Consider the following 15,730-nt stretch of genomic DNA (forward strand, 5'->3'; position numbering starts at 1 on the left):
GGATGATCCAGCCCTGCTCCCCGCACCCGCGGGGATGGTCCCTACGGGCCCAAGACTCAGGCGGCGGTCGCAGGCTGCTCCCCGCACCCGCGGGGATGGTCCCGAGTCCGTGTCCCTGGCCAGCGAGCAGATGCGCTGCTCCCCGCACCCGCGGGGATGGTCCCGGTCGTCGAGTAGCCCATGAGGCCGACCGACGCTGCTCCCCGAACCCGCGGGGATGGTCCCGACGACGGCCGCCGGGGTCGCGCTGTACTCGTCTGCTCCCCGCACCCGCGGGGATGGTCCCTGCTCAACCTTCACCCCGGCGTTATCGCGCAGCTGCTCCCCGCACCCGCGGGGATGGTCCCGGGCCGCGCTACTTCGGCAGTCGCAGGAAGTCCTGCTCCCCGCACCCGCGGGGATGGTCCCCCGACCAACTCATTCGACCTTTACCAAGGCCGCTGCTCCCCGCACCCGCGGGGATGGTCCCTTGTCGGCACCCGGGCCGGTGGGCTCCGCCCACTGCTCCCCGCACCCGCGGGGATGGTCCCCACTCGACCTCGACTGCGCGGCCAGCGCCGCACTGCTCCCCGCACCCGCGGGGATGGTCTCTGGTACTTGTTCGGCTTCGAGGTGCTGAATGGCTGCTCCCCGCACCCGTGCCAGCGACGGCTGAAAAGTAGACCGGTAGCGGCGCTTGGATTCTAACGCTTGTCGCAGCATTCCTTGATCATTGTGGAGTGTTGATGGCGAGGCGGGGACGCAAGCGCAGACCCCCTCCGGGGTGTCCTTGGCCTCGTATTCGTCGATCAGATTGCGTACTGGCTGAGCCAGAATTTCGGGCATCTGGGCGACCTAGTCGGCGGTGGCGTTGCGTAGGTCAGCCTGTGGCGCATATTTCCTGCCCAGATAGTTCACGTCCCCGGTACGGGTTTCCTGCGAGTCGTGCTATATCGCGATGAATGCCGCCCCGGCTGGGTCCGCGCCTTTCAGTTTGGCGATGATCGTCGCGATAATGACGGTGTGGCACGAGTAATCAGCGATCGACTCCGGCTCTTTGACTTCGGCCATCCACCATCCGGTGCGGGCGCTGTTTTCAACGTCCCTGCCTCTTACAGGAAACGTGCCACCGCGGGCAGGTCCTCGGACACCGTCGGGCTCCGCTCACACCTTGGCGAGGCGGATCGCGTACTGGATGTTCTCCAGCGCCCGCCGTCCGCGCGGCGAGAGCCCCCCGCTATCCAACATGATCGATATTCTCTCGCGCAGCGCCCGGGAGGTCGCACCGGAGCGGAGCAGGCCAATCTGCGCTATGGGTTGTAGATCAGTGCAGATCCTTGATCATGACTGAGTACAGCGGGGAGTCGGCGAACGGCTGTTGCTCACCTACTTTGGTGTAGCCCCAGGAACCGTAGAGGTCCTGGACTTTGGGGTGGGTAACGTCGACCAGGAGCACCGCGAGGTCCTCCGGACGCTCCAAAAGCAGGGCTTTGTGTAGGCGCTCAGCTATTCCTCGCCTGCGCCATCCTGGCCGCACCAAGACCTCCGAGACGGCGAAGGTTGCGCTGTAGCCGTTGTTCGGCTGGTAGCCGGTGGACCGCCACCACTCACGGCCAGGCTGGAGCGGCGCACCGTAGGCGAAGCCGGTCGGCTCCTCCCCGTCGAAACCGACGACGCACGTGAAGCCCTCCATGTTTGACCAGTGGTTGGCGAACCAAGGGAAGCGCTGGTTGAACTCCAAGTCCATGGCATTGGCGTAAGCATCAGCGTGGACATCGACCAGCATCTCCGTGAAGTCGGCCGGAAGTTCTCCGTGGTGGTACTGCCGCAGGTTGATCACGCTGGTCACGCTCGACTCCATTCATCTCGCATACGGTCAGCCCAGTCCCGGGCGTACGTTGTGGACGGCGCCATGCTGAAGAGGTCCCGGTGGAAGTCTCCGATCAGCGTGCGCATCCGTCCAGGCAGCGGGGAGCCCTCCATGAGGGCGAAGACGTCGGCAGCCGTCTTTGTGGCCTGTTCGGGCTCGCCTTGGCGCAGCTGCGCAAGTGCGAGCTGGCAGGTCGCCAGGGCACGGTTGCGTCGAAACGTGTCGGGGATTCTCACGAGCGCCTGGTGTGCCTTGGCTTCAGCGTTCGCGTGCAGCCCGCTGTGGTTGAGGATGATCGCGGCGAGGTGGTCGAGCTCGGCTGCTCCGTAGAAGGCGGTCCATCGCGGATGCTCTACCTCTCCGGCTTTGCGGAGGGTGGCCTGTGCTGCCCCAAGGGAGCGCTGGGCCGCTTTGGTATCGCCGAGGGTTGCATGCGCCAGAGCGACGCGGACGCCGGCCATAGAGCCGAAGAACGGGTCCCTGCGGGCAGCTGGAGACGCTTCGGCGGCCTGAGCCGCAGCGAGTTGCTCGGGCCAGTTCCGCCGCTGGTAGGCGAGCATAGCTACGTTGACCCACACGCGCATGCCGGTTGACGGGTCCTGCGAGAGACCGGCGAACGCGGTCGACTCGTGCAAGTAATTCTGTGCGCGGTCGAGGTCGCGAAGGTCGATGCAGGACCAGGCGGCGATGGTCGTGTATTCCGCGGCAAGGGCGTACAGGGATCGGCGCACCCGCTCGCTCGCGTTTCGCTGCTGCAGCGCCAGTACGTCAGCACGGCCTCGGAGAGCGGCGGCGGCCAGGCCAACATGGCCGCCCTGATGGTCGTCCGCTTCGACAAGCCGGTTCATGTTGGCTGCCACACGCGACACGTCGGACATACCGACAGAGCGGCGCTGCTTGACGACCGGTAGTGCTGCAGCGGCCGTTCCGGTGGTTGAGGCGATGAAGTTGCGGCGCCGCACTGGGCCCTCCGGGGAGTCTTGCATGGAGCGTGGTGCGCTGAACCCTAATTCCTCTACCCGGCAGCCGAATACGCGCTCTAGCGCTGCACACGTACGACCGATGGGGCGGCTGTGCCTGCCGCTGAGCAGGTTACGGATGGTGCGTGACGATATTTCACCGGAACGGCCAGTGATCTCCAGCAGTGCCTTGTTCAGCTGACCTGCAAGTTCGTCCTGCGTGAGGCCGAGTTCCTGCATCCGGCCTTGAAGGATGAGGTTCGCTCCCATGTGCCGACGGTAGTCCCGCCGGCACCATGCGATCCAGCCCCGAGGTAATGCAAACGCAAAGTCTTCCGGTTGGGGGTCTCCACGCAACCGGAACCCTTCCTGTTCTCCTCCGCTCAGGCCTCGTTGACTGGACGCGAACCACTGAGCCGACATCTGGAGCGGCCGGTGACGGTGAGCCCGATGTGCGGGCCGAGAGGACGAGGACGTGATGACGACAGCCGTACAAACGCCTCGCGAGGTCCGCTACCGCGACGGGGACGTCATGGGTGTGAGCTTCGAGATTGCGTGCCGCCGCGACGGAACCCTGCCGAGTCCCGAGGACTGCGCGTGGGTAGGAGCCATACGCCGCATCGTTGTGGCCCGCCTGCGGTACCGCGGGCTGGACGCTCTCCAGGACGCCGTGAGCCTCATTGTCTCCGAACTGCTCACAAACGCGATCTTCCACAGCGGAACCACCACGATCAGCTTGACCATGACCGTGCAGGATGGCGGTCTGTGCCTCTCTGTCGCGGACGGTATCCCGGACGTACCACCCCCGGTGCTGAAGGCGGCAGGTGCCGACGCCGAGTCAGGGCGCGGCCTCGCTCTCGTCGACGCCTTGGTGAAGGAGAATGGCGGAGGGTGGGGGACCAGCGACGCAGGCGCGATCACCTGGTGCCGTCTCGTCATCCCGTCCGGGGACCAGTTATGAACGGTCCCACGATCCCGCGCTGGACCATGCTCGTGCCTGATTGGGCGCCGCCGTTGGACCTCGAGACTTTGGAAACAGTACTGACCAAGGTCCGCGGGTGGCAGCCGTTCGACGGTGAATCGCTCCTCGACGACGTCGGCGCGGTCCTCGATGACGTCGTCCCCGCCGAGGAAGCCCTCGACGACCACGTACTGCGGCTGCGCGGCCATCTGATGCAGCTCGTCGCTATCGCCGTCGCTGCGGAGGCCGGGCAGAGGGACCGGGAAGCGGAACAACTGATTGAACGCGCCCGCCGGTTACGTACCGAGGCGATGCCGGGCGACTACCTCCAGGCCGTGGGGCATCTGCGCCGGATGGCCTGGTCGGTCAACGAACTCCACGAACGCCTCGGTGCGATCAAGTGCCTTCGGGAGGTGGCCTGATGCTGGGTCCGCTGCTTCCGTACAGCCCGCCCGCCCCGTTGAGAAAGACGTATCGCTCCATGGCTTCCACCGCAGCCGGACCGGCCGTAGTCCCCTACGTCATCCAGCGGTTAGGGGAGGAGGCGGCGCCCGACAACCTGGTCGTCAGGCGTACCGTGCCGGGCCGAAGCCGCCTTCACTACCTCGACGAAGATCCCCGGGACCGTGATCCCCGTGGTGTGCTGTATGCGCGGGTCGGCTGGAATCCGCTGGACGCGGATGGGATGCCGACCGGGGAACCACTGTGGAAGTTCATGCACCCGCACCGGCAGATGATGACCATGCAGACCCTCCGGTGCCAGGTATGCACACAGCCCGCCCGAACGAAGATCGGCTTCATCTTCCTCGCAGGGCCCAGGGACGAGGACCCCACCCGGCCACAGATCCTGACGAATCAGCCTCCGGTGTGCGCCCGGCACGTGCGCACCGTCGCAGCCCTGTGCCCGCACATGGAGAAGCAGCCGATGGTGTTCCTCGCCCGGAGCGCCCCCCTGTACGGCGTGAGCGGAGTCCTCTACGGCCGTCTCGCCCGCGGAGGTCTGCACGTCGTTGCCCGCCCGGACGTTGCCGTGCCGTACGGGAACCTCGACCTGGCCACGTTCCTCGCCTCGCAGATGATCCGCCGGCTCTCGAGCTTCCGCGTTGTGGATGTGGAGGAGCTGCTGCAGGAGTTGGGCGCGCCCGCATAAGACCCCTGCCCGGTGACCAGGACGGACCTGACCCGGCGGCAGGTAAGGCGCTTGGTGCGGGGAGCTGACTTCGGCCGTTGCCCACGGCCCAGAACACGACCCGCACCGAGTGATCTCCGAGATCCATATTGTTCCAAACCGACTCGAAGGAGCGCTAGTGACCACCTCCGTTACGCAGCCCGCCGCCACCCGCCCGTGGGGCGCGAGCCGACTCGCGCCGTACCCCACGACCGTTCACCGCCCGCATGCCACGGTCGCCATCGACCCGGCCACCCAGCTCGGGGTGTTCCGCGACCGGGCCGGTCAGGTGGTCGAGATGGGCAAGCACGGCACCAGTTCCGGCACCGAGACGTCGACAACCACGAACTCGGACTCGGCGAACGACCAGGGCAGCGACCAGGACAGCCAGCAAGACTGATGTCCATGACCGAGAAGGGGCCGATACTGGTGGCCACCGAGGCAGATGATGTCACCGCCGACATGGTGATCACTGAACTCAACCGGCGCGACGTGCCGGTAGTGCGATTCGACCCTGCCGATATATGCCAGGGCCGTCTGACGGTCTCGGCTCGGTTCGGTACCTGCCCGGCCTTCGTGGCTGGGCAGGTACGCACTCCGTCGAGAACCGTCGACCTCACGCAGGTGCGTTCGGTGTACTGGCGTCGCCCCGTCTGGCCCCAGTTCACGCACCTGAGTGATGACGATGCCCGGTTCGCTGCCGCGCAGGTCCGTTATGGACTCGCCGGCATCTTGTACGCGCTCGATGGCCCGCTCTGGGTCAACCACCCGCTCCGCAACGCGGCGGCTGACTACAAGCCCGCTCAGCTCACCGCCGCCCAGAGGCTTGGTCTCGCTGTCCCGCCTACGCTCGTCACCAACGACCCCGGCGACGCCCGCGAATTCATCAGCGCCCACGATCAGGTGATTTACAAAACGCTGCGTTGGACGCCGTACCAGCAGGACGGAGCCCCGGTCACCGGATGGGCAGAGCCGGTGACCGTCGACGAGATCGACGAGAGCGTACGAGTAGCCCCGCACCTCTTCCAGGCGCGTGTGCCCAAGGTCGCCGACGTCCGGGTTCTCGTAGTCGGCCGACGGCTGTTCGCGGTCCGGATCGACTCCGACCTCCTGGACTGGCGCAAGGACTACTCGGCGCTGGCCTACAGCGTGGTCGACCTGCCCGACCAGATAAGCCGGGCCCTTCTCGCTTACCTGGAGCACTACGCGTTGGTGTCCGGGAGCTTTGACCTCGCCGTCGATGCGGCCGGGGAGCACTGGTGGCTGGAGCTGAACCCGAACGGCCAGTGGGGATGGCTTGAGGAAAAGACCGGACTGGGAATGTCCGCCGCCTTTGCCGATCTGCTGACACAAGGAGATACCGCATGACCGACATGGAATCCGAGCGACAGGCTCTCGCCGAAAGGCTGGTTGAGCAAGGTGTGCTCGTCACGCCGGCATGGCGCCACGCGGTGGAAGCCATCCCGCGCGAGATGTTCCTGCACCCCGGCGTGTTCCTTCCGCAGGACAAAGGGCGGTGGCGCCCGGTCACCTCGCTCGGCACCAACCCGGCCGAGTGGGCAAAGATCGCCTACAGCGACCAGTCGCTGACCACGCAACTCGACGGCCACCTCACCGCCGACGAGGTGAGCGAGCCCGTCACCGGCTCGCCCACCTCGTCATCGACCACCCCGGTCACCGTGCTCAGCATGATCGAAAGCCTGGACATCGAGGACGGACACCGAGTTCTGGAGATCGGGACGGGCACCGGCTACTCGGCGGCCCTGCTGTGCCACCGGCTCGGCGAGGACAACGTGACGACGGTGGAAGTCGACTCCGATGTTGCAGAGCGCGCCGATACAGCGCTGGAAGCAGTCGGCTTCTCGACATGGACCGTCACCGGGGACGGCCTGCTCGGCCATCCCCCAAACGCGCCCTACGACCGGGTGATCGCAACGTGCGCCGTCCGCCGCATCCCCTACTCCTGGGTCCGACAGACCAAGCCAGGCGGCATCATCCTCAGCACCGTGGGTTCATGGGGCTACGGGACCGGGCTCGCCAAGGTCGTCGTGAACGAGGACGGCAACGCCCGAGGCAGCATCATCGGGGACGCCTCGTTCATGCAGGCTCGCGCACAAGCGATCGTGCCGGTCTCCGGCGACCTGTCCGCCCGCACCGCCTACGCGGACAGCGAGCGGGCAACCAAACTGCCTCCGACGATTCTGAACGAATGGATGCCGGCCTTCCTCACCCAACTCGCAGCACCCGGCGCACAGCTCGTCCGAGCTTCGACACGCAATGGCGCCCAACTCCTGTACGTCTTCGATCCGGAGAAGGAGTCGTTCGCTGAATTCACAGCCGACAGTGACGGCTGGACAGTCCGCCAGGGCGGACCCGTGGCCCTGTGGGACGCCATCGAACAGGCCCTCACCGCATGGCAGGACGCAGGAAGCCCGGACATCGCAGCTGTACAACTCCAGATCACCAGCAGCTCCCACACGTACTGGATCGGCGACAACCCGGAACTGCGCTGGGAACACCGCCTCGCCTGACCGCAGGAGGCCAGACACCGCCCCGGGGCAGTCCGGGATCGATACCCTTCCGGGAGAGCCACCACCGTTAAGGAACGCCACGATGGACGACGAACCGCTGTCGGATTGGGCCGAGCGCCGCGACGCGAAGATCGGCCGGCTCCGTGCCGTCCCCGTCGTTCCCGGCAACGCCCCCAGGGGCGCGCACGTGAATCCTGACGCGCCGCGCATCATCGAACGGTGGAATGGATACTCCTGGGAGCCCTACGGGTTCGCGGTGAGCTTGGACGAGGCGAAGTACCTCCTGCACCCGGAGGCTGCTGGAGATCTGGAGCCGCCCAAGAGGTTGGCCCCCAAGCTTCTCGGCAGCGGAAAGGGTAGGCATCGCAAGCCGCAGACCCCGCGGTAGGTCGACCGGACTGTCCTATACCGGACCCGTTCATCCGCTCCCCCCCCGTTACCTTTTTCGTGGCTCCGCAATGGGGCCTCTGGCCTTCGGGTCCGGCATGACTTCCCCCTCCTGTTGTTGATGATCCGGGGGGTGGTGTCACCGGGCCCGGAGGCATCGACGGACCGCTGATGAGGGGCTTGAGCACCGGCTTCACCCGAGCCGGAAGAGCTCTCCGTAACGTGGGTGTGGCAGCTCGGTGCCGTGGCAGGCCGGACGAAATGCGTGACTGGAGGGGCCTGCACGTGGTCGACACCGGCGACATCGACGTCTTCCTCGGCCTGGACGTCGGCAAGGGCGAACACCACGCCACCGCCGTCACACCGGCCGGGAAGAAGGCGTTCGACAAGCGCCTGCCCAACACTGAGCCCAAGCTGCGCGAGCTGTTCGCGAAACTCCAGGCCAAGCACGGAACGGTGCTGGTCGTGGTCGACCAGCCGGCCTCGATCGGGGCCCTGCCGCTGGCTGTCGCCCGGGACATGGGCTGCCCGGTCGCCTATCTGCCCGGTCTGACGATGCGGCGGATCGCCGACCTCTACCCGGGTGAGGCGAAGACCGATGCGAGGGACGCGTTCATCATCGCGGACGCCGCCCGCGCGATGCCTCACACACTGCGGGCGATCGACGGCGAGGACGAGACGATCGCCGAGCTGGAGATGATCGTGGGCTTCGACGACGACCTGGCCGGCGAGGCCACCCGGGTCGCCAACCGGCTCCACGGTCTGCTGACCCAAATCCATCCGTCGCTGGAGCGAGTCCTGGGGCCGCGGTTGCAACACCCGGCAGTCCTCGCCCTGTTGGAACGGTTCGGATCACCGGCCCAGATCCGCAAAGCCGGACGGCGCCGCCTGGTCACGCTGCTGAGGCCGAAGGCCCCGCGGATGGCCGAGCGGCTGGTCGAGGACATCTTCGCTGCCCTGGACGAGCAGACCGTCACCGTTCGCGGCACCGAGGCGGCCGAACTGATCGTCCCAAGCCTGGCCCGATCGCTGACCGCCGTCCTCGACCAGCGGAATCTACTGGCGGGGCGGATCGAGGAACTCCTGGAGGCCCACCCTCTTTCCAAGGTCCTGAGGTCGATGCCGGGAATCGGCGTCAGGACCGGAGCCCGCATCCTGGTCGAGGTTGGCGACGGCAGCACCTTCCCCACCGCCGGCCACCTCGCCGCCTACGCCGGACTCGCCCCAGCGACTCGCAATTCCGGGTCCTCAATCCGCGGCGAACAACCCTCCCGGAGAGGAAACAAGCAGCTCAAACGGGCCTTCTTCCTCTCCGCATTCGCGGCTTTGGGCGACCCTGAGTCGCGGACCTACTACGACAAGAAGATCGCCCAGGGCAAGCACCACACCCAGGCCCTACTCTGCCTCGCCCGCCGCAGAGCCGACGTCCTCTTCGCGATGCTCCGCGACGGAACCTTCTACGAACCCCGGCCAGCCGCAGCGGTCATCTGACCAGAGGTTTCGCCAACATATCCACCTGATCGCTCTCAACATCGAACCCGAGGACCGGATGGCTGGGAGCGCCGCCCTCGCAATACATCACCACCGGCTTGCCCAACCGCCGCCCGATCACGGTGAGGAAGCCGCAGAGCACGTCGAGTCGGTCTTGGCCCTGGAGTTCCCGCAGGTCAACATCGAAGTCGATCTCCTCCACCGAATAGAAACGGAAGATCGCCAATACATCGGCAGTCGGCCAGACCCGCAGTTCCGCGCACTCCGCGTCAGCCGGACGAGATAGCACTGCCTCCGCGCGAGGCACCGGAAGCACCGTCTCGCCTTCGGAGTACTGGCACATCCAGCCGCTCACCCCGACGAGATCGAGGACCGCCTGCCAGTCCTCCACCGAGGTCTCGGGAACAAGCACGTCTGGCAACGACCCCATCAGATCGGGGTCGAAGAAGCTCTTGACGTCATCCCACAGCAGATCAGCCACCCCGTCATCCTGCCCGCCACACCCTCGCAACACAGACAGATTTCCTTGACCAAACTCATAGGGGCACCCCCCCCGGCGGATGGACGGGGTCTCGCCTGTCCTCCCTTTGGACGCCGCCACGCTCAGCTGGGCAGCGAGCAGGTTCAGGCGCTGCGCCGCGGCTTCCGTGACGGCGTCTTCTTGGCCGCTTTCTTGGCGGGCTGCTTCTTCGCTGTTGTCTTTTTGGCTGCGGTCTTCTTCTTGGGCAGGTCGTGGACGGTGGCATCCTCACCACGGGACTCTCGGGCCTTGGCCACGGACTCCTTGAGCGCGGCCATCAGGTCGACAACTTGTGTCGGCGCCTCGGGTTCCTCGGCCGTGGGCGGTTCGCGGTTCTCCCGCTTGGCGTCGATGAGCTGCTCCACCGCTTGCGTGTACCAGTCGGTGAAGTCCTCGCCCTCCAGATTGTCGCGGGTCAGCCGGTCGATGAGCTGCTCCGCCTGGGCGATCTCGTCGTCGGTGAACTCGACCTCTTGCGGTCTCAGCTGGGCGGGGTCGCAGATCTCGTCGGACCAGCGCATCGCGTGCAGGACGATGACGTTGTCGCGGACCCGGAGCAGGCCCAGCCTCTCGCGCCCCGACCAGGCGTACTTTGCGACGGCCACCTTCGATGAGCATTCCAGGGCCTGTCTCAGGAGTGTGTAGGGCTTGGCCGCCACCTGGCCGTCGGGTTCCAGGTAGTAGCCCTCGCCGATCTGGATCGGGTCGATGGAGTCCAGGGGAACGAAAGCCTCGATCTCGATGGCCTTCGCCGTGGGCAGCGGTATCTCCCGCAGCTCCTCGTCGAGGACCAGGATGATCGTGTCCTTGCCCCACTGGTATCCCTTGCCGATCTCGGACTGGGCTACTTCACGGTCTTCGATCTCGCAGATCTTGCGGCTCCGCACGCGGCCCATGTCCTCCAGGTGGACCTGGTGGAAGTGGATGCTGTGGTCCTCCCAGGCAAGGAAGTCCCTCGGCTGATCTGCTGACCCGCAGATGGCCCATGGCCAGGGCAGCGTCGTTCAGTGTGTCTGTCCGGTTTGATCACGTGATGCCGAAGGTGGCCAGGGGGCGGGTGGCGTTGCGCGCGTGGTGGCGGAGGGCAGACGCGATGCCGGTGTGTCCGGTGAGGCGGAGGGCTCCGATGGCGAGGTTGCGCAGGCTGGCCATGGCCCGAGGTGCGGTGCCGGTGCGTACGCGGGAGGCGTCCTCGGTCCAGGCGGTGTCGCGCACGTGGTGGAGCTGGTTCTCGATGGCCCAGTGCCGGCGCACGCGGTGCGCGATTTCGGCGGCGCCTGCCTGTTCGGCCGTGAGGTCGGTGACAGTGTAGACGCGTTCGAGGGTGACCTTGCCAGTGGCGACGGTGCGGCGGCGCCGCACGATCTGCACGGCCTGCGCGGCGTGGGGGAAGCCCAGGTCGGTCACGGTGGCGGTCTTGACCCGGCGGATCTCATCCCGGCCGTGCGCGGTAGCGCGGTCTTGCCCAGCAGTGGCACGTCCCGCCAGGGCAGGCGTTTGAGGCGCTGGTGCAGCAGCGGCTGGTTCGCTTTGATCACGGCGATGTAGTGGGCATTCTTGTCTTCGACCAGGAAACACGCGTGCGCGGTCTGGGAGTGCAGGGCGTCGAAGGTGACCACGGTGTCGGTCAGGTCGAACCCGGCGAGCATGGGCCGGAAGACGGTGATTTCGTTGGTCTTGCCTTCCACCTCTCGCTGGGCGGTGACCAGACCGGTGGCGGTCATCGCGGCGAGCAGGTGGACCTGGGTGCCGTCGGAGCGGCGAGCGCCTCGCACGGTCTTGCCGTCCACCGCCAGGGAACGGCGGGGCTGCTCGAGCGAATCCTGACCGGATCGCGGGCGATCGGGGTCCCGGGCGGCGAGCTAGGAGCCGATCGCTGTGTCGAGCGCGTCGCCGTCGATGCGTTGCAGGACCCGGCGCACGGTGGCCTCGGCCGGGGCGGTCGGGCCGCTTGGTTCACGGCTCGGTCCGCCGAGTGCGGTGAGCACGGTGGCCGGTGCGTCCGCGGCCCACTCTGCGATCGCGGTCAGAGATCTCGCGCCGGCCAGGACTGCGCAGGCGGCCAGGGCGAGGACGAAGGTGAGGGGATGGCGACGGCCCTTGGCCCGGCGCGGATCGGGCACCGCGGCAAGACAGTCCAGCAGACCGGAGTGTTCCTCGGGAGCGGAAAGCCGGGCAGCAGCGAGCCGGCCCAGACCGGCAGGGATGGGCGATGATGAGCGGCCAGGCACGGTCTTCCGTCGCGGTGATCAGGGACTCGACATCTCATGATCACCCGGAGGCCGTGCCTGCCTCCATGCCGGCCCGATCCGGGAACATCGCAACCGGCTCAGGCACATGAGCTGCCATCAAGTCGGCAGAGCGACTGAACGACACCGCCCTGGCCCCGGAGCCTCTACTGGCCGACCGTAAAGATCACGTGGCTTCCTGCGTCCGCTCCCTGCCGGAAGAAGACAACCAGGTCGGTGAAGTTCGCCCAGGTGTAGGCGAAGTCCTCGTGGCCGAAGTTCGGCCCATAGTCTTCGATGTCGATGCAGTCGTAGCCTGCTTGCAGTGCCTCGCGGCCGACATCTGCCACGGCATCGGCGACATCGCGAACCCGATCCGGAGTGAGCAGGCTGACGATGCAATCGTCGCCTTCATGAAGCTGTACGCCACCCAGGATCACAGCGTTCAGCGGGTAGATGCCGTTGTCGTAGCCAGGTAACCGTCGGTCAGGCTGCGATGGATGGCGTCCCATGTCTTGTCGGTGTCACAGTGACCGACACCGATGCCCTCTTCCTCAATCTCCTCGACGAGCGCAGCAACCTCATCGTCGTCGGCGGCCGCGAGCAGGCGATCGGCGGTCTTCGCATCGATGGCGAAGTGGACTCCCAGGCTCATACGGCACACCGTACAGGGGCGGCAAGACTCATCACGTCCAGCTGATCACGGTCGGCCGCACGCGTCTGTCGGGCCGTGGACCGTTCAGCGACAGCCAGGGACTCATGCCGCTTGACCAGGCCGGATGTCTTTATCGACGCCCGTATCCTCGCGCCCTCGGCCTCACATGACCACAAAACGGGCAGACTCGCTGAACGACGTCGCCCTGGCTGCTACCCCGCGACAGGAACAGCGTAGGCCAGGCGAGTGCGTGCTTCGTGCAATGCGCGGACCACGGCGGCAGTTGTAACCGGTCCGCTGTCGCGCAACAGCAAGTCATCGCCCGCTGCAGCGCCGGGTGCCAGCATCTCGGCGTCGGCGGGGGCGTGCAGCCCGGAGAGCCAGGCAAGCGAGTGCACTATGGCGTCGTGTTCGGCCAGGTCGGCTCCTGTCAACAGCAGGGTCCGGAGCGCGAACGCAGTAGAGAAGGCGTTGTCGATTGCGCCGTCGTCGTTGGCCCAGCCGCCGCTGGGCCGGTGCCGCGATATCAACGCTTGCTCAGCTCGATTGAGCTCTGCGGGTGTTGTCCTGTCGACCCGGCACAACGCGGACAACGCGAGGTGGGTCGCGTAGCCGAACCCGGTCCACCAGTACGAGTCCCACAGCCCGCCCGCGCACTGTCGAGTCAGGAAATCCCGTGCGGCACGCAGCCGGCCCGGGTCGGCCATACCGGTCTCGACCAGCGCCATCACTGCAGACGAGGTCACCGAGACCTCGGGCTCGAACCAGGCCAGCTGATCCGCCGGGGTGAGCAAGGTTCTCGCGGTCTGATTGTAGGTGGCGAACCCGCCACTGCTGTCCTGATGGGATATTAGAAACGCTGCGGCCCGTGCCACGAGCCGTTCATGCAGACGTACACCGGCGGCGGACGCGGCCAGCAACACCCAGGCCGTTGAGTCGCAATCGGCCGGCACGTCCTCGCGATAGCCCCAGCCGCCGCTGGTCCGTGGCCTTGTGACAACGGCCGTTATCGCCCGCGCGGCCAACGCCCGACCCTCGGGAATCGGGCCAAGCTGCGCAGCGATGAAGGCGGTGATGCACTCGGTCGAGCCGGCCGTCACGCCGGGGACAGCAAAGTCACGCCACACTATCTGCTGGCCGAGGCAACCGCCCAGGTATTCAACACCTGCTGCGATCGCGCGGTCGAGCCGGCTAGCCATGAGCCCCGACTTGGGTCACGATCTCTGAGAGTTCCTCTGCCGTGTCGTGCAGTTGTGAGGCAAGGGCTCGCCGGAGCAGGTGTGGGCGAAGCCGCACGGCTGCAGCCCGGGAGCCGCGCAACAGTGGTTCAACAACAGTCAGCGGTTCAACAGCCGTTGCGTCCGCCCACATGTTCCAATGCTCGCGGTTGTGATCGTCGTCCCGGTCGTGCCAATCGTCGACGAGTTGCAGCAGCGAGTACACCAGCACGATCGCGGTCATAGCGGCCTGGAAGTCCGGATGCTGATCGCCGACCTCGGCCGCGATCGACCGGGTGCCGATACCCAGAAGGATCATCCACGGCTGACACTTGGCGCTGAACTGTGCCTCGAACGCCGCAGGCGCACCGATTTGGCAGCCTTTATAGGCAGCCGCGATGGCGCGGAAGACCTCGCTGTCGCCGCTCTCACCGACGCGGGCACCGATCGAGCGTGCTCGCTTAAACATCAGGTGGCGAATGGCGCACCCACTCAGGAAGTCCGCAGTGTCGCGGTGCACAGCAGCGGTCGAGGACCCGAGGTAGCTGCCGACCAGGATTGGCACGCACCAGTACGTCGGGTGTTGCCACGGATCGAGCACCGCGCTCTCGCCCGGGGCGAGAGCGAGTCGCTGGGACACTGATCGTTGCATCGCTGTCCAGTTGATCCCGTAGGTCCTCTCGCCACACTCGACGAACGCCGTCACGAGACTCATGAGGCTGTAGGGGTCAGCGATTGCAGGTCATCGTAGATCGCGTCCGTCGTGACGGTCGCATACGACGGGGAGCGGCATACGAAGACGCTCTCGACCTCAATGCCTGTCAATGCCTCGGCCATGTCACGGCCCTCGATGCCATGAATCCGAGACAGCAGCGGCTGCCGGCCGGTGATGACCGCGGAGGAGAAGACCCGTGCCGCCACCGTGCGTCGGACGGCCGGGAACGCCCAGATGTATCGCTCGATCAACCCGTCGCTGAGCAAGGTCTCGAATACGGATGCGCTGCAGGGCGGGCACTTCGGTGGATCTCCGTGGAGAAACTCGACTCGGCAATCCATGTGAAAGTCGAAGTTAATCAGAAACTCGACCGGGCGCGGCACCAGGTCGACGAGGTCGACATGCTCGGTTCGGAAGGCAACGGGCGCACCCGCCGCCTCGTTTGTGAGCCACGTTCGCATGGGCGGTAGCAGGCGCTGCTCCGGCGGGTTGGTGAAGAAGTCGGCATCGATGGAAACAATGCCGGCGCGTCCACGGATCCATTGCGCCAGATCTGCCACGGGCTCGGACCTGATCACCATCGGGTCAGCGGCGCCTCGGTGGGTGGCCCACCGGTCCCACCGTCACTACCGGTCCCACCGTCACTACCGGTCCCACCGTTGGGCGATTCGGCCGCAAGCTGGTGCAGAACCCGTTGGTTCTCCGTCGAGTTCAGCGTCGCGACCAGCGACGGCACGTCGAGGTTCTCACCACTAGCAAAGCCCTCCCGCAACAATCGTCGCTGGTCCTCGCTCAGCGAATAAGCCAGTTCGCGAAGTTTGTCCGCGTCCATCGTCATCGTCGACTCCCTAAGGTCTGAGCAAATGAGCAAGTGAGGCTTCGAATTTCCCTTTGCTGGCGGGCTCACTGGCGAGCTTGCCGTAGTGATCGTCGGGTCGCAACTCGGACCAACCTGCTCCGTGGGCTGCTCGCTGGACGCGCCGCGTTCTCCTCTGCGTGGGTCAGAAGCTGCTCGGCCTGCTGATCCATCTCATCGGTCACAGGCTTCA

21 protein-coding genes, 1 pseudogene and 1 CRISPR repeat array (1 of these 23 cut by a window edge) are annotated in these 15,730 nt (G+C 66.3%); of the genes and pseudogenes, 8 read left to right on the forward strand and 14 right to left on the reverse strand.

Annotated features, from left to right (window positions below; translation table 11 throughout):
- Window positions 1-591: direct repeats of the CRISPR family, unit length 29 nt; unit sequence CTGCTCCCCGCACCCGCGGGGATGGTCCC; it begins 2,916 nt to the left of the window's first position.
- Between the two features lie 153 nt (window positions 592-744).
- The 3 genes and pseudogenes from OG780_RS42805 to OG780_RS42815 form a co-directional block, all read right to left on the reverse strand.
- Window positions 745-1,079 (reverse strand): annotated as a pseudogene (locus OG780_RS42805) (HD domain-containing protein); the annotation flags it as partial.
- A 224-nt stretch (window positions 1,080-1,303) separates the two neighbouring features.
- Complete coding sequence (locus OG780_RS42810) at window positions 1,304-1,828, reverse strand: GNAT family N-acetyltransferase (protein WP_328457614.1); 525 nt, start codon at window positions 1,826-1,828, stop codon at window positions 1,304-1,306.
- The gene (locus OG780_RS42815; protein ID WP_328457616.1) at window positions 1,825-3,078 is read right to left on the reverse strand and encodes a helix-turn-helix transcriptional regulator; all 1,254 of its coding nucleotides are present in this window, start codon (window positions 3,076-3,078) and stop codon (window positions 1,825-1,827) included. The genes OG780_RS42810 and OG780_RS42815 overlap by 4 nt, the downstream gene beginning before the upstream one ends.
- Before the next feature lie 208 nt (window positions 3,079-3,286).
- Between OG780_RS42815 and OG780_RS42820 the strand changes: the two genes are divergently transcribed.
- The 8 genes from OG780_RS42820 (at window position 3,287) to OG780_RS42855 (ending at window position 9,346) form a co-directional block, all read left to right on the forward strand.
- The gene (locus OG780_RS42820; RefSeq protein WP_328458758.1) at window positions 3,287-3,769 is read left to right on the forward strand and encodes an ATP-binding protein; all 483 of its coding nucleotides are present in this window, start codon (window positions 3,287-3,289) and stop codon (window positions 3,767-3,769) included.
- 68 nt (window positions 3,770-3,837) lie between these two features.
- The gene (locus OG780_RS42825) at window positions 3,838-4,191 is read left to right on the forward strand and encodes a DUF6415 family natural product biosynthesis protein (RefSeq protein WP_328457618.1); all 354 of its coding nucleotides are present in this window, start codon (window positions 3,838-3,840) and stop codon (window positions 4,189-4,191) included.
- A gap of 59 nt (window positions 4,192-4,250) precedes the next feature.
- Window positions 4,251-4,919 carry a hypothetical protein gene (locus tag OG780_RS42830; protein WP_328457620.1) on the forward strand — a complete coding sequence of 223 codons (669 nt, stop codon included), beginning with the start codon at window positions 4,251-4,253 and terminating at the stop codon, window positions 4,917-4,919.
- Window positions 4,920-5,076: 157 nt separating this feature from the next.
- On the forward strand, window positions 5,077-5,337 hold the full coding sequence (gene tgmA / locus OG780_RS42835; protein WP_328457622.1) for a putative ATP-grasp-modified RiPP: 261 nt from the start codon (window positions 5,077-5,079) through the stop codon (window positions 5,335-5,337).
- 5 nt (window positions 5,338-5,342) lie between these two features.
- Window positions 5,343-6,305 carry an ATP-grasp ribosomal peptide maturase gene (gene tgmB, locus OG780_RS42840; RefSeq protein WP_328457624.1) on the forward strand — a complete coding sequence of 321 codons (963 nt, stop codon included), beginning with the start codon at window positions 5,343-5,345 and terminating at the stop codon, window positions 6,303-6,305.
- Window positions 6,302-7,468 carry an ATP-grasp peptide maturase system methyltransferase gene (gene tgmC, locus OG780_RS42845; protein ID WP_328457626.1) on the forward strand — a complete coding sequence of 389 codons (1,167 nt, stop codon included), beginning with the start codon at window positions 6,302-6,304 and terminating at the stop codon, window positions 7,466-7,468. Before tgmB ends, tgmC begins: the two co-directional genes overlap by 4 nt.
- Window positions 7,469-7,550: 82 nt before the next feature.
- Window positions 7,551-7,856 carry a DUF6087 family protein gene (locus OG780_RS42850; RefSeq protein ID WP_328457628.1) on the forward strand — a complete coding sequence of 102 codons (306 nt, stop codon included), beginning with the start codon at window positions 7,551-7,553 and terminating at the stop codon, window positions 7,854-7,856.
- Window positions 7,857-8,116: 260 nt separating this feature from the next.
- The gene (locus tag OG780_RS42855; RefSeq protein WP_328457630.1) at window positions 8,117-9,346 is read left to right on the forward strand and encodes an IS110 family transposase; all 1,230 of its coding nucleotides are present in this window, start codon (window positions 8,117-8,119) and stop codon (window positions 9,344-9,346) included.
- Here OG780_RS42855 and OG780_RS42860 read toward each other — a convergent pair.
- The 11 genes from OG780_RS42860 to OG780_RS42910 form a co-directional block, all read right to left on the reverse strand.
- Complete coding sequence (locus OG780_RS42860; protein WP_328457632.1) at window positions 9,339-9,827, reverse strand: hypothetical protein; 489 nt, start codon at window positions 9,825-9,827, stop codon at window positions 9,339-9,341. The genes OG780_RS42855 and OG780_RS42860 overlap by 8 nt on opposite strands.
- Before the next feature lie 143 nt (window positions 9,828-9,970).
- Window positions 9,971-10,864 carry a non-homologous end joining protein Ku gene (ku, locus tag OG780_RS42865; protein ID WP_328458760.1) on the reverse strand — a complete coding sequence of 298 codons (894 nt, stop codon included), beginning with the start codon at window positions 10,862-10,864 and terminating at the stop codon, window positions 9,971-9,973.
- Between the two features lie 28 nt (window positions 10,865-10,892).
- Window positions 10,893-11,273 (reverse strand): hypothetical protein, encoded by a 381-nt coding sequence (locus OG780_RS42870; protein WP_328457634.1) that lies wholly within the window; start codon window positions 11,271-11,273, stop codon window positions 10,893-10,895.
- The gene (locus OG780_RS42875; protein WP_328457636.1) at window positions 11,270-11,656 is read right to left on the reverse strand and encodes an ISAs1 family transposase; all 387 of its coding nucleotides are present in this window, start codon (window positions 11,654-11,656) and stop codon (window positions 11,270-11,272) included. The genes OG780_RS42870 and OG780_RS42875 overlap by 4 nt, the downstream gene beginning before the upstream one ends.
- Before the next feature lie 72 nt (window positions 11,657-11,728).
- Entirely contained in the window at window positions 11,729-11,989 is a 261-nt protein-coding gene (locus OG780_RS42880; RefSeq protein WP_328457638.1) for a transposase family protein, read from the reverse strand.
- 272 nt (window positions 11,990-12,261) lie between these two features.
- On the reverse strand, window positions 12,262-12,534 hold the full coding sequence (locus OG780_RS42885; protein ID WP_328457640.1) for a DUF1877 family protein: 273 nt from the start codon (window positions 12,532-12,534) through the stop codon (window positions 12,262-12,264).
- A 5-nt stretch (window positions 12,535-12,539) separates the two neighbouring features.
- The gene (locus tag OG780_RS42890) at window positions 12,540-12,749 is read right to left on the reverse strand and encodes a DUF1877 family protein (protein WP_328457642.1); all 210 of its coding nucleotides are present in this window, start codon (window positions 12,747-12,749) and stop codon (window positions 12,540-12,542) included.
- A gap of 212 nt (window positions 12,750-12,961) precedes the next feature.
- Window positions 12,962-13,948: a prenyltransferase/squalene oxidase repeat-containing protein gene (locus OG780_RS42895; protein ID WP_328457644.1), complete on the reverse strand. Its 987-nt coding sequence runs from the start codon at window positions 13,946-13,948 to the stop codon at window positions 12,962-12,964.
- Window positions 13,941-14,672 (reverse strand): hypothetical protein, encoded by a 732-nt coding sequence (locus OG780_RS42900; RefSeq protein WP_328457646.1) that lies wholly within the window; start codon window positions 14,670-14,672, stop codon window positions 13,941-13,943. The genes OG780_RS42895 and OG780_RS42900 overlap by 8 nt, the downstream gene beginning before the upstream one ends.
- Window positions 14,673-14,677: 5 nt before the next feature.
- Window positions 14,678-15,241, reverse strand: a complete 564-nt coding sequence (locus OG780_RS42905) for a hypothetical protein (protein ID WP_328457648.1) — start codon at window positions 15,239-15,241, stop codon at window positions 14,678-14,680.
- A 14-nt stretch (window positions 15,242-15,255) separates the two neighbouring features.
- Complete coding sequence (locus OG780_RS42910; protein WP_328457650.1) at window positions 15,256-15,519, reverse strand: hypothetical protein; 264 nt, start codon at window positions 15,517-15,519, stop codon at window positions 15,256-15,258.
- Window positions 15,520-15,730 lie beyond the last annotated feature (211 nt).

The organism is Streptomyces sp. NBC_00386, from assembly GCF_036063235.1.
Taxonomy (GTDB): domain Bacteria; phylum Actinomycetota; class Actinomycetes; order Streptomycetales; family Streptomycetaceae; genus Streptomyces.

Coding starts and splice junctions, on each gene's coding strand:
- OG780_RS42895 (WP_328457644.1), bottom strand. CDS start 13,948: ATGGCTAGCCGGCTCGACCGCGCGATCGCAGCAGGTGTTGAATACCTG.
- OG780_RS42855 (WP_328457630.1), top strand. CDS start 8,117: ATGCGTGACTGGAGGGGCCTGCACGTGGTCGACACCGGCGACATCGAC.
- tgmB (WP_328457624.1), top strand. CDS start 5,343: ATGACCGAGAAGGGGCCGATACTGGTGGCCACCGAGGCAGATGATGTC.
- OG780_RS42830 (WP_328457620.1), top strand. CDS start 4,251: ATGGCTTCCACCGCAGCCGGACCGGCCGTAGTCCCCTACGTCATCCAG.
- tgmC (WP_328457626.1), top strand. CDS start 6,302: ATGACCGACATGGAATCCGAGCGACAGGCTCTCGCCGAAAGGCTGGTT.
- OG780_RS42820 (WP_328458758.1), top strand. CDS start 3,287: ATGACGACAGCCGTACAAACGCCTCGCGAGGTCCGCTACCGCGACGGG.
- OG780_RS42815 (WP_328457616.1), bottom strand. CDS start 3,078: ATGGGAGCGAACCTCATCCTTCAAGGCCGGATGCAGGAACTCGGCCTC.
- OG780_RS42910 (WP_328457650.1), bottom strand. CDS start 15,519: ATGACGATGGACGCGGACAAACTTCGCGAACTGGCTTATTCGCTGAGC.
- OG780_RS42890 (WP_328457642.1), bottom strand. CDS start 12,749: ATGAGCCTGGGAGTCCACTTCGCCATCGATGCGAAGACCGCCGATCGC.
- OG780_RS42850 (WP_328457628.1), top strand. CDS start 7,551: ATGGACGACGAACCGCTGTCGGATTGGGCCGAGCGCCGCGACGCGAAG.